Source organism: Promicromonospora sp. NFX87 (assembly GCF_048564965.1).
Classification (GTDB): domain Bacteria; phylum Actinomycetota; class Actinomycetes; order Actinomycetales; family Cellulomonadaceae; genus Promicromonospora.
In genome coordinates this window covers 4,903,895-4,915,392 of record NZ_CP183413.1, presented here as the reverse complement: position 1 = coordinate 4,915,392, position 11,498 = coordinate 4,903,895, and the positions used below count along the sequence as shown (strand labels likewise).

Annotated in this window: 11 protein-coding genes; 8 read left to right on the top strand and 3 right to left on the bottom strand. The window is 71.7% G+C overall.

The features are described from left to right. Positions 1–48: 48 nt before the first annotated feature. Genes ACNYC2_RS22070 through deoC form a run of 4 tightly spaced genes read left to right on the top strand, consistent with a single transcriptional unit; the run spans position 49 to position 3,124 of the window. Complete coding sequence (locus tag ACNYC2_RS22070; protein WP_419703843.1) at positions 49–981, top strand: hypothetical protein; 933 nt, start codon at positions 49–51, stop codon at positions 979–981. Further along, a complete protein-coding gene (locus ACNYC2_RS22065; RefSeq protein WP_419703842.1) occupies positions 978–1,190 on the top strand; it encodes a hypothetical protein in 213 nt (70 codons plus the stop codon). Before ACNYC2_RS22070 ends, ACNYC2_RS22065 begins: the two co-directional genes overlap by 4 nt. Positions 1,191–1,226: 36 nt before the next feature. Further along, the gene (locus ACNYC2_RS22060; protein WP_419703841.1) at positions 1,227–2,375 is read left to right on the top strand and encodes an adenosine deaminase; all 1,149 of its coding nucleotides are present in this window, start codon (positions 1,227–1,229) and stop codon (positions 2,373–2,375) included. Then, positions 2,372–3,124 carry a deoxyribose-phosphate aldolase gene (deoC, locus tag ACNYC2_RS22055; protein ID WP_419703840.1) on the top strand — a complete coding sequence of 251 codons (753 nt, stop codon included), beginning with the start codon at positions 2,372–2,374 and terminating at the stop codon, positions 3,122–3,124. The genes ACNYC2_RS22060 and deoC overlap by 4 nt, the downstream gene beginning before the upstream one ends. A gap of 134 nt (positions 3,125–3,258) precedes the next feature. On the opposite strand, the gene ACNYC2_RS22050 is transcribed toward deoC, so the two are convergent. Beyond that, positions 3,259–6,015, bottom strand: coding sequence for a glycosyltransferase (locus ACNYC2_RS22050; protein WP_419703839.1), 2,757 nt, complete (start codon positions 6,013–6,015; stop codon positions 3,259–3,261). Between the two features lie 81 nt (positions 6,016–6,096). On the opposite strand from ACNYC2_RS22050, the gene ACNYC2_RS22045 reads away from it, so the two are divergent. Next, a complete protein-coding gene (locus ACNYC2_RS22045; RefSeq protein WP_419703838.1) occupies positions 6,097–6,714 on the top strand; it encodes a DUF402 domain-containing protein in 618 nt (205 codons plus the stop codon). A 48-nt stretch (positions 6,715–6,762) separates the two neighbouring features. Here the strand turns inward: ACNYC2_RS22045 and ACNYC2_RS22040 are convergent, their stop codons facing one another. Then, the gene (locus ACNYC2_RS22040) at positions 6,763–7,566 is read right to left on the bottom strand and encodes a siderophore-interacting protein (protein ID WP_419703837.1); all 804 of its coding nucleotides are present in this window, start codon (positions 7,564–7,566) and stop codon (positions 6,763–6,765) included. A 150-nt stretch (positions 7,567–7,716) separates the two neighbouring features. On the opposite strand from ACNYC2_RS22040, the gene ACNYC2_RS22035 reads away from it, so the two are divergent. Then, positions 7,717–8,883, top strand: a complete 1,167-nt coding sequence (locus tag ACNYC2_RS22035; RefSeq protein WP_419703836.1) for a nucleotide sugar dehydrogenase — start codon at positions 7,717–7,719, stop codon at positions 8,881–8,883. Between the two features lie 3 nt (positions 8,884–8,886). Next, a complete protein-coding gene (rfbB, locus tag ACNYC2_RS22030; protein WP_419703835.1) occupies positions 8,887–9,882 on the top strand; it encodes a dTDP-glucose 4,6-dehydratase in 996 nt (331 codons plus the stop codon). Positions 9,883–9,941: 59 nt separating this feature from the next. Here rfbB and ACNYC2_RS22025 read toward each other — a convergent pair whose 3' ends face one another. Further along, positions 9,942–10,562: a dTDP-4-dehydrorhamnose 3,5-epimerase family protein gene (locus ACNYC2_RS22025; RefSeq protein WP_419703834.1), complete on the bottom strand. Its 621-nt coding sequence runs from the start codon at positions 10,560–10,562 to the stop codon at positions 9,942–9,944. Between the two features lie 60 nt (positions 10,563–10,622). On the opposite strand from ACNYC2_RS22025, the gene rfbD reads away from it, so the two are divergent. After that, positions 10,623–11,495, top strand: a complete 873-nt coding sequence (rfbD, locus tag ACNYC2_RS22020; RefSeq protein WP_419703833.1) for a dTDP-4-dehydrorhamnose reductase — start codon at positions 10,623–10,625, stop codon at positions 11,493–11,495. The last annotated feature ends 3 nt before the right edge of the window (positions 11,496–11,498 follow it).

Below are 11,498 nucleotides of genomic sequence, written 5' to 3'. Positions count from 1 at the left end.
CAGCGTGGCGAACCGGCGAGTCGCTCCGGCCCGGCTTAGCCTGTGGACGTGCCGTCGACATTGCACCTTTCGTCCATGCTCGGCGCCGTGCGTGCCTTCGCGGGGCCGGTGCCTGCCCCGCCGCCGCCGGGCCGCTTCGCCCGGCCTGCCGTGCCCGAGGACGTCGAGCAGCGCCTCGAGTCGGTGACGTCCCGCGCGCGGCGTTCCGTCCTGGACCCGCTGGCGCGGGAGCGGGGCACCGGGACGGTCGGCTTCCCGCGGCGGCTGAACCTGCCGTCGCTCGACGGGACCATCGCTGCGGCCGTGCAGGTCGACGAGCGGACGTGCGGGTCGGCGGTGCTGGCGATGCTCGGGCTGGCAGGCGACCCCCGGGCGGCCCTGCGGCTCGCGAGCGGCGACCCTGCCGAGCGGTTCGTGCGGCTGCAGCATGCCGTCCAGGTCGCGACCAACCGGCGCGGGCTCGTCGTCGCGGGCTGGCCACGCACCTACGGCACACCGCCGTGGGGTGCCGCGCGGTTCGCCACCTACGGCGGCGTGCGCTACACCCACCGGGTGGCCGGGTCGCGGGCCCTGCTGGAGGCAGCCGTGGCGAGCGCGCGTGCGGGTGTCCCGGTGCCGCTGTACACGGGTGGCGACGTCACGGGTGGCTGGGACTCCGCGGTCCCGCGCCACGTGGTGCTGCTCACGCTCGCCGACGGCGAGGGCGCGGACGGCAACGCCGTCCTGTACGAGCCGTCGGGCGCCGGGCTGCACACGGTTCCCGTCGCCGCGCTCCTCGACCCGCCCCCTGCGCCGTCGGCCAGGGCGGACGTCTCGCCGTCGACGGGCGACCGGACGACCGCACGCGTGCGCAAGGCGCTGACCGCGGCGCTCGGTGGCTGGCCGCACGTCGCCTGGGTGCTGCTGCCCGAGCGCGCCGGGCGGTGGCACGGCGACGAGACCCGGGTGACGATGGAAGCACCCGACGAGGAGGCCCGATGAGCACACTCCCTGGTCCCGACTCCTGGCGCGACGCCGGCCTGGATCCGCTCGAGGACACCGAGGTGGACGCCACGCACGACCCGGACGAGTACGTCCCCGATGCGCCGCGTCCCGACAGCGACGGCGCAGCCGCCGAGGCGGACGTCGTCGAGCAGGCGCTGGACGTGCCCGCCGACATCGACGAGGAAGAGAGCCCCGAGGTCGGCTGACGGCCGGCTGTCGGTGCTGGACGGTAGGTTGTCAGCATGACCACGCAAGACCCCGGGGCGCGCCCCGGTGAGGCGCTGATACGCGCCCTGCCCAAGGTTGTCCTGCACGACCACCTCGACGGAGGGCTGCGACCGCAGACCGTCCTCGAGCTCGCGGACGCCGCAGGCCACACCCTGCCCGCGGCCGACGCCGAGTCCCTCGCCGACTGGTTCCGCGAATCGGCCGACTCCGGATCGCTCGTCCGGTACCTGGAGACCTTCGAGCACACCATCGCCGTCATGCAGACGGCCGACAACCTGGCGCGCGTCGCCCGCGAGGCGGTGCTCGACCTCGCCGTGGACGGCGTCGTGTACGCGGAGCAGCGCTGGGCGCCGGAGCAGCACCTGGCCGGCGGGCTGTCGCTCGCGGAGACCGTCGAGGCCGTGCAGTCCGGGATCGACGACGGCATCGCCCTGGCCGCCGCGGACGGGCACATCATCCGGGTGGGACAGCTGGTCACGGCCATGCGGCACCTGGACCGCTGGCAGGAGGTCGCGGAGCTGGCCGTCGCGTACCGGGACCACGGCGTGGCCGGGTTCGACATCGCGGGGCCAGAGGCGGGGTTCCCGCCGTCGCGCCACCTCGGGATCTGGCGCTACCTCGCGGAGCACGACATGCCCGTGACCATCCACGCGGGCGAGGGCGACGGCCTCGACTCCATCGGGCAGGCGGTGCACCTCGGGCACGCCGACCGGCTGGGCCACGGCGCCCGGATCATCGAGGACATCGCCTTCGTACCCGGCGACCCCGCCGAGAGCGGCCTCACGGGTGACGGGCACGGAGGGTCGGCCGACCTCGGCCGCCTCGCACACTGGGTGCGCGACCACCAGATCCCGCTCGAGCTGTGCCCGGTCTCGAACCTGCAGACCGGCACCGCCGAGTCCATAGCGAAGCATCCGATCACCCGGCTCAAGGAGCTGGACTTCGCCGTGACGCTCAACACGGACAACCGCCTGATGTCTCGTACGTCGATGACGCACGAGATGAAGCTGCTCGTCGACGAGGCGGGCTGGACGCTCGACGACCTCGTCGACGTGACGGTCACCGCCGCCTGGGGTGCGTTCATGCACCACGACGAGCGGCGTGACCTCGTGGAGCAGGTAATCCTGCCCGGAATCCAGAAAGTCGAAGGTGCACTCGTATGACCGCTCAGCCCGAAGCGCCCCGGACCCCGGCCGTGCCGCACGACAGGGCGGCGCTCGCCGCGTACGTCGACCACACGCTGCTCAAGCCGGAGGCCACCGCGGCCGATGTCGCCACGCTCGTCGAGGAGGGCGCCGCGCTCGGTGTGTTCTCGGTGTGCGTGTCCCCGTCGTTCGTGTCCCTCGCGGTGGAGGTGGCCGCTGGACGGCTGGCCGTCGCGACGGTGTGCGGATTCCCGTCGGGCAAGCACATGGGCGACGTGAAGGCCTTCGAGGCCGCTCGCGCCGTGTCCGACGAGGCGGACGAGATCGACATGGTGATCGACGTCGGCATCGCGCGGACCGGCCGGTTCGACGCCGTGGAGGCCGACATCGCGGCCGTGCGCGCCGCGGTCCCGCACGACCGCATCCTCAAGGTGATCATCGAGTCGGCGGCACTCACCGACGAGCAGATCGTGGGCGCGTGCAAGGCGGCGCAGGCCGCCGGCGCGGACTTCGTGAAGACGTCGACGGGCTTCCACCCCGCGGGCGGCGCCTCGGTGCACGCGGTGTCGCTCATGGCCCGGACCGTCGGCGCTGCGGGTGGCGGCCGGCTCGGGGTCAAGGCCTCGGGCGGGATCCGGGACCTCTCCGCTGCGCTCTCGATGATCGAGGCGGGCGCGACCCGGCTCGGTCTGTCGAGCACGGCGTCGGTCCTGAACGGCTTCGACGCGGGCGCCGCCACCCCGGCCCCGTCCACCGACACCTACTGACCCCGCCGACCCCGCCGAGATAGAACCAGGGCGAGATAGAACTCTGGCGAAGTAGGACTCTGGCGAAGTAGAACTGGGGCGAGATAGAACCGCACCGCAGTTCTATCTCGCCCTGGTTCTACTTCGCCCTGGTTCTACTTCGCTGCAGTTCTATCTCGGCGGGGGGCCAGCCACGCCTCCGTGGCCGTCCAGTGCTCCTTCAGGAGGATGTACCGGTCGTCGTGCCACGGCTTCACCGGCCCCGCCCAGTGGATCAGCGCGGGTTCGGTGACCACCTCCTGCGTGGGCCACGCGTTCCAGCGCGCGTCCAGCTCCCGGTAGCGCGAACCGGCGTAGGCGTTGAGCACGTCCTGGTCGTTCAGCCCGTACCGCTCGGCGTACGGCACGAACTCGTGGGTGAACCGGTCGGCGCGCATGACCGCCAGGTCGAGCAGCAGGATGCCCGCGTTGAACCCGCGGTACCCGTACCGGTGCCGCTGGGTCATGGCGCGTACCAGGTCGCGTGCGGCGCCGGGGTCGTGCCCGAGCAGCCTGGTGGACCGGATGACGTTCCCGATGCCGTGCCGGTAGTTGTACGAGATCGACGGGCGGGCCGCCAGGGGCGCCCCGCCGAGGTCGGCGTCGTACAGCTCGGCCAGGTCGACCACGGACAGCGCGTCCAGGTCGTGATAGATCACGCGGTCCAGGTGCGGCAGCAGCTCGGGCAGCAGCAGCCGGTCCATCGTCGCGACCGTGATGTGCTTGAGCATGCCGAGCACGGTCCCGTAGTCGATCCCGTCGCAGGCGTACCACTCGAACGTGACCTCGGGGAAGATCTCCGCGAGCCGGTCGTGGTCCGCCGACGTGTGGTCACGCGTGAGCGCGACCACCCGCACCGGCCGGTCGGTGTGCCGCACCACTCCGGCGACCACCACCTCCATCTGCGAACGCAGGTTCCCGTCCAGGGCCACTGCCACGTTGAGGGTGTCGGCTTCACCCGACGCGGGGAGCTTGCTCGGCCGGGCCGCCTCCACGACGACGCGCGTGGCGCGAACGCCCGCGACCACGTCGTCCACCGAGCAGCTGCCGGACGGCGCGGGCACCGGCGCCTCGTGCACCGCCAGCGCGTGCTCGACCTCGTCCGCGACGGACGCGCGCCACGTGGCGTAGACCTCGTCGCGGGAGGCCCCGGCGAGGATCTTGGCCATCGCTGGCGCGACGACGCCCCGGATCCGTTCCTGCATGGCACGCCGCCCGCCCTCGTCGGCGTCGAGCAGGCCGGCGAACCGGATGTCGGCGTCGTTGCGGGGCCGGAAGTCGACGTCGGCCCCGATGGCCCACGACGGCAGGAAGGCGTGCAGGCGCGAGGTGACGACCCGGGAGTACCGGCCGCGGTACGCATCGAGCAGGTCGACGGCGGTGTGCAGGTTGCTGCCGAAATCGTTGGAGCGCACCGAGGGATGCAGGTGGGTGACCAGCTCGCTCCCGGCGTCGTGCTCCGGGACGGGGGTGTCCACGTACACAGCGGGAGCCCCGGCGGGCGCGCGCGTGAAGTCCCCCGGGAAGACCGTGTCGATGGTCGTCGTGAGGCAGCCGCTGAAGAATGCCGGGACGCCCGCGTTGAGCAGCAGGTGCACCGTGGTCCAGTCGCGGCAGCCGATGGGCCCGTGCGCCTTGAGGTAGTCGACGGCGGTGGGCGTCAGGATGGCGTGCTTGTTGACGTGGAACGAGACGAACAGCGGCTGCAGGTTCTCGTGGAACGGGAAGTCGAAGCGCAGGTCGAACTGGCTGTGCATGTACCAGCCGAACGCGAGCATCCACGTGTTCTCCGGGACGGCGTCCAGGCGGGACATGTCGCGCTGCACGAGGGTCAGCTGCACGTCGGCGCCCGGTCCGGCCACCTTCTGGTCGGGGCGCACACGATCGGCGAGGAACCGCACGGGATCCGCGACGGCGTCGTCGCCGTGCAGGCGCAGGCCCTCGTGCCGCAGCAGGTGGCCGAGGCTGGCGATGGTCTGCACGGCATCGCCGATGTTGCTGGACGACACGTTCTCGTCGGGCGCCTTGTAGTCGATGACGGCGAACGAGACATGGCCGGTCGGCACCCGTGCGGGCTTGGCCGGCCTGAGCGCCTTCTCGACCCACGGGGCCAGGTAGTCGATGGACGCGTCGATCTGCTCGGTGCGGTCCGTGCCTCGCCGGGCGGCGTCGAGCACCTCGGCCGACGCCTCGGGCTCGTCGCCGATGAACAGGAGCTTCGCGATCTCGAGCAGCACCGCCGCGTCGGTCACGAATCCGTGGCGCACCCAGGTGGCCGCCGTCCGGGCGACGCCGGGGTCGGCCATGGCGATGCCCGCCCGGAGGTACTCCGCGGGGGCGAGGCGCGCGGCGTCGTCGGGCCCGAGCTGGCGCAGCAGGTCCCAGGCGAGCTCGCGCAGGCCGACGCGCTGCGCGACGAGCGCGGCGCCGGCGACACCGGCACGGCGTGTCTCCGGATGCGCCATCAGCGAGTGGCACAGCGACCGCCACTGAGCGGTGTCCAGGCTGCGGGTGCCACGGATGGAGCTGGTGACCGCCTCGTCGATGGGGAGGCCACGCCGGAGGGCCGCGGTGAGCACCGCGTCGCCGGAGAGCGGCTCCGGCCGTTCCTGGAAGGGGCGGTCCGCGGCGCGGTCCGGGGCGGACCACACCTCTCGCGGCTGACGGTTCGCTTCCTTGGCGGACGCCCAGGCCTCCTGGTCGGGCAGCGGCAAAGGGCGGGCATCGGGTATCGGATCGGGCCGATCGGGATGCGGGTTGTGGAGGGGAATCGCGGCGACGTCCAACAGCGCCTCGGCGATCATCTCGTCAGCGGACGGGACCTGGTGCGCAGTCTCACCGGACGCGGCGAGACGGCGGCTTGCAGGGGACATGAGGCTCCTCGTGGGTAGGCGGTGGCCAGAGCGTAGTGCCACTGGGTTACGCCCCGGCGACGTCTGGGTAGGCTCCCGGACATGTCTGCGCAACAACCTGCTGACCAGGGCTTTCTGCCGTCGGTGCCGACCGAGCCGGGGACCCGTGTGCGGGTGCGCTATCGCAAGTGGGACGGGGCGCCGCACTGGGTCTTCGAGGGCCGGTACCTGGGCGCGGACGAGCACGGCCGGTGGGTCGGCTTCCCGGCCGGGACGCGGTTCGCGCGGCCGGGTGCGCGGTACCGGTCGTCCGGGCCTGGGGTCGGGTTCTTCGGGGACGTCGGCTGGACCCCGGCCTTCTACCGCGGCCATCCGAACGGCATGCGGGTCTACAGCGACCTCAGCACGGTGCCGCTGTGGCGGCGGTTGCCGGCCGGCCTCTTCGCGGCCCGCGGCCGCGCGCGGTTCGAGGTGTCGGCCGTCGACCTGGACCTCGACGTCATCGCCTTCGAGTCCGACACGGACGAACCGCGGGGCCAGTACTTCATCGACGACGAGGACGAGTTCGCGGAGCACGCCGTCACGTACGGCTACCCGGCCTCGGTGGTGGCCCAGGTCCGCGCGGACGCCGACGCGCTGCTCACCGCCGTCCGCGCGGGAGACCCGCCCTACGACGAGGCGACGGAGAAGCGGTGGTTCGCGGTGCTCGACGGCCTGTGAGCGGACGCGGGAAGGCCCCACGTCCGCGCACAGGTCCTGCTGCGCGCCTCAGTGCGCGCTGAGCACCAGGTCGTCCTGCTCCACCGCTGCGCGCCACTCGGCCTTCTCGGCCCGCCAGTGCTCGTCGTCACGGCCCCGGCGCCAGTAGCCCGACGCCGACAGCAGCTCGCGGGGCACACCCAGCGTCGCGCGCGCCCAGCGGCGCAGCTCGCGCACGCAGCCCGCCTCGCCGTGCAGGAACGTGTGGGGGACGCCGTCGGGCAGCTCGGCGGCCTGCACGACGGCGGCCACGCTCGCCCCCGCGGACCGGTGCACCCACGTGAGGTGCAGGTCCCCGGCGCTCGTGATCGCCTGCTCCTCGGACGCGTCGGAGACCTCGACGAAGACGTGGGCCACGGCGCCGTCGGGCAGAGCCTCGCACGCGGCCGCGATGGCCGGCAGGGCTGACTCGTCGCCGACCATGAGGTGCCACGGGGCGTCGGGGGAGGGCGCGTAGTCGCCGCCGGGTCCCACGAACGAGACCTCCTCACCGGGCTGGACGCGCTGCGCCCAGGGGCCGCCGTAGCCGACGTCGCCGTGGGTCACGATGTCGATGTCCCAGCTGGACTCGGCGACGTTGCGGATCGTGTAGGTACGCAGCACGGGACGGCCCTCGGGTTCGGGGGACTCGGCCATGACCAGCTTGATGTAGCGGTCCGTCTGCGACGTGGGGTCGACGGCGGCGAGCGTCTCGCCGCCGATCGTCACCCGGATCATGTGGGGCGTCAGGTGCCGGACCGCAGTCACGGTCGCCGTGGTGCGAGCTGCCTTGCGGGGCTTGCCTGTCGGTGCGTTCGTGGTCTGCGTAGTCATTGTGAGGTAAGCCTAACCTCCGCGCCCGGCGAGCGCCGGTGTGGCGTGCGTCACGGATGAAAGGCCTCGGCCATCACGGGGCTGCTGGGACGGCCCGGGTCCGGGTTCTAGCATGGGTGCGTCATCGACCTTTCCTGTCAGGAGTTAGTCGTGAAGATCGCTGTTGTCGGCACCGGTTATGTCGGCCTGTCCAACTCGGTGCTGCTCGCCCAGAACCACGAGGTCTGGGCCCTGGACGTCGACCCGGTCAAGGTGGCACAGGTCAACGACCGGATCTCGCCGATCGCCGACGCCGAGCTCGAGGAATACCTCCGGGACAAGCCCCTGAACCTCACCGCGACCCTCGACAAGGACCAGGCCTACGCCGGTGCGCAGGTGGTGGTCATCGCGACGCCGACGAACTACGACGAGGTGACCAACTTCTTCGACACGTCCTCGGTCGAGTCCGTGATCGCCGAGGTCCTGCAGATCTCCCCCGACGCGACCATCGTGGTCAAGTCCACGATCCCGGTCGGGTTCACCGAACGCGTCTGGGCCGAGCACCCCGGCGCGGGCATCGTGTTCTCCCCCGAGTTCCTGCGCGAGGGCCGCGCCCTGTACGACAACCTGCACCCCTCCCGCATCGTCGTCGGCGACCGCGGCGCACGCGGCAAGCAGTTCGCCGACCTGCTCCTGGAAGGCGCCGTCACCAAGGACGTCCCGATCCTGCTGACCGACGCCACCGAGGCCGAGGCCATCAAGCTGTTCGCCAACACCTACCTCGCCCTCAGGGTCGCGTACTTCAACGAGCTGGACACCTACGCCGCGACCCACGGCCTGGACACCGCACAGATCATCGAGGGCGTCGGCCTGGACCCCCGCATCGGATCGCACTACAACAACCCGTCCTTCGGATACGGCGGCTACTGCCTGCCCAAGGACACCAAACAGCTCCTCGCGAACTACGCCGACGTCCCGCAGAACCTGATCAACGCCGTCGTGGACGCCAACACCACCCGGAAGGACTTCGTCGCCGCCGACATCCTGCGCCGCGAACCCAAGACCGTCGGCGTCTACCGCCTCGTGATGAAGTCCGGGTCGGACAACTTCCGTGCCTCCAGCATCCAGGGCATCATGAAGCGCATCAAGGCCAAGGGCATCGAGGTCATCGTCTACGAACCCGCCCTGGAGGAGACCGAGTTCTTCGCGTCCGAGGTCGTCCGCGACCTCGACACCTTCAAGACCCGCGCCGACGTCATCATCGCCAACCGCCGCACCGAGGCCCTCGACGACGTCGCCGACAAGGTCTACACCCGCGACATCTACGGACGGGACTGAGCCGTGAAGGTACTGGTCACCGGCGGCGCCGGCTTCATCGGCGCCAACTTCGTCCACCAGACGGTGCGGGAGCGTCCGGAGGCGCGGGTCACCGTGCTCGACGCCCTGACCTACGCGGGCGACCGGTCCTCGCTCGACGGCGTCGCCGACCGGATCGAGCTGGTCGAGGGCTCGATCACGGACGCGCCGCTCGTCGACCGGCTCGTGGGGGAGTCGGACCTGGTCGTCCACTTCGCGGCGGAGTCGCACAACGACAACTCGCTGGACGACCCCTCGCCGTTCGTGCAGACCAACCTCGTGGGCACGTTCACGCTGCTGGAGGCGGTGCGCAGGCATGCGGTGCGGTTCCACCACATCTCCACCGACGAGGTGTACGGGGACCTGCCGCTGGACACCCCGGACCGGTTCACGCCGGAGACGCCCTACAACCCCTCGTCGCCGTACTCGGCGACCAAGGCGGGGTCCGACCTGCTGGTCCGGGCGTGGGTGCGGTCCTTCGGGGTGCAGGCCACGATCTCGAACTGCTCCAACAACTACGGCCCGTACCAGCACATCGAGAAGTTCATCCCGCGTCAGATCACCAACCTGATCGACGGCGTGCGCCCCCGCCTGTACGGGGCGGGCCTGAACGTGCGCGACTGGATCCACGTCGAGGACCACAACTCGGCCGTGTGGACCATCATCGAGAAGGGCCAGGTCGGCGAGACGTACCTGATCGGGGCGGACGGCGAGACCAGCAACCTCGACGTCGTGCGGACGCTGCTGGAGATCTTCGGGCGCGACGCCGACGACTTCGACCACGTGACCGACCGGCCGGGGCACGACCTGCGGTACGCGATCGACGCGAGCCGCCTGCGGACGGAGCTGGGCTGGGCCCCGCGATACACGGACTTCCGTGCGGGCTTGGGAGCGGCTGTCGACTGGTACCGCGACAACGAGAACTGGTGGCGCCCGGCAAAGGCGGCCACGGAGGCCAAGTACGCGGCCTCAGGCCAGTAGCCCGTTGAGTGCTGGGTATTTGTCCCTCTGGCACACAGAAAACGACAAATACCCAGCACTCAACGATGCTGGAGGGTGGTGAGGTAGGCGGTGACCGCTTCCGTCGTGGGGAGGAGGTTCTGGGTCCTGGCCTCGGCCAGGGTCGGGGCCGCCTCGTCCTTTTCCGAGAGCTGTGGGGTGATCGGGGTGCCGTCGCGGGCCGTCGTGGGCCACTGGATGTTCAGGGCCGGGTCGAGGGGGTGGATGCCGTGCTCGCGGCCCGGCGCGTAGCCGGTCGAGCACAGGTACACGACGGTGGAGCCGTCCTCGAGGGACATGAAGGCGTGGCCCAGGCCTTCCGACAGGTAGATGGCGCGGCGGTCGACGTCGTCCAGCAGGACCGCGTCCCAGGTGCCGAAGGTGGGGGAGCCGACGCGGATGTCCACCACGACGTCCAGCACCGCGCCCTTGGCGCACATGACGTACTTGGCCTGGCCGGGCGGCACGTCAGCGAAGTGGATCCCGCGGAGGACGCCGGCGGCCGACACGGAGGTGTTGACCTGCTGGAGGTCGAACGGGTGCCCGACGGCGTCGGCGAACGCGCCCGCCTTGAACGCTTCGAGGAAGACGCCGCGCGGATCGCCGAACTGCTTGGGGGTGATCTCGAACGCGCCCGGCACGGTCAGCTCGCGGTACTTCATGGGGCTCCTCGCGGGGATCGGTAGTGGCCCTAGGATCCTAGGGTGGCTCAGGATCCCGAAGTGACCAGGACGCAGGGCGCGGCGCAGCGGTGGCTGGTCGTAGGCGCCGCCGGAATGCTCGGCCAGGACGTCGTGGAGGCGGCAGCGGGTGCCGGCCATCAGGTGACCGGCGTCGGCCGGGCCGACCTGGACGTCACCGACGCCGCGGCGACGCGGGCCGCGGTGGTGGGCTACGACGTCGTCGTCAACTGCGCCGCCTGGACGGCCGTGGACGACGCCGAGACGCACGAGGCCGAGGCCTTCGCGGTCAACGCGACGGGCGCCGCCAACCTCGCCCGGGCCGCTGCGGCGGCCGGCGCCCGCCTGGTCCACGTGTCGACGGACTACGTGTTCGACGGCGACGGGACCGAGCCCTACCTGGAGGGCGCGCCGGTGTCGCCGCGCTCCGCGTACGGGCGTACCAAGGCCGCCGGCGAGTGGGCGGTCCGCGCGGAGTCGGCCGACGCCGTCGTGGTCCGGACCGCCTGGCTGTACGGGGCGGGCGGACGCTGCTTCCCCCGGACCATCGCGCGTGCCGCCGGCGAGCGGGACCGGCTCAGCGTCGTGGACGACCAGACGGGGCAGCCCACGTGGACCGCCGACCTCGCGGACCTGATCGTGCGGCTGGTCGCCGCCCGGGTCCCGGGCGGGATCTACCACGGCACGTCGTCGGGGCAGGTGACCTGGTGCGGCTTCGCCCGCCAGGTGGTGGCGGCGTCCGGGCACCCCACCCCCGTCGACGCCACGACGAGCGCCGCCTACCAGCTGCCCGCGCCGCGGCCCGCGTACTCGGTGCTCGGCCACGACCAGCTCCACGAGGCCGGCGTCGAACCGATCGGCGACTGGGCCGAACGCTGGAACGCGGCGGCGCCTACGGTTCTCGCGGGCCGCTAGCTT

What these genes read in the sequence shown, in the direction of transcription:
- ACNYC2_RS22025 (WP_419703834.1), bottom strand. Translation starts at nt 10,562, where the DNA reads ATGAAGTACCGCGAGCTGACCGTGCCGGGCGCGTTCGAGATCACCCCC.
- ACNYC2_RS22050 (WP_419703839.1), bottom strand. Translation starts at nt 6,015, where the DNA reads ATGTCCCCTGCAAGCCGCCGTCTCGCCGCGTCCGGTGAGACTGCGCAC.
- ACNYC2_RS22040 (WP_419703837.1), bottom strand. Translation starts at nt 7,566, where the DNA reads ATGACTACGCAGACCACGAACGCACCGACAGGCAAGCCCCGCAAGGCA.
- ACNYC2_RS22060 (WP_419703841.1), top strand. Translation starts at nt 1,227, where the DNA reads ATGACCACGCAAGACCCCGGGGCGCGCCCCGGTGAGGCGCTGATACGC.
- ACNYC2_RS22045 (WP_419703838.1), top strand. Translation starts at nt 6,097, where the DNA reads ATGTCTGCGCAACAACCTGCTGACCAGGGCTTTCTGCCGTCGGTGCCG.
- ACNYC2_RS22065 (WP_419703842.1), top strand. Translation starts at nt 978, where the DNA reads ATGAGCACACTCCCTGGTCCCGACTCCTGGCGCGACGCCGGCCTGGAT.
- deoC (WP_419703840.1), top strand. Translation starts at nt 2,372, where the DNA reads ATGACCGCTCAGCCCGAAGCGCCCCGGACCCCGGCCGTGCCGCACGAC.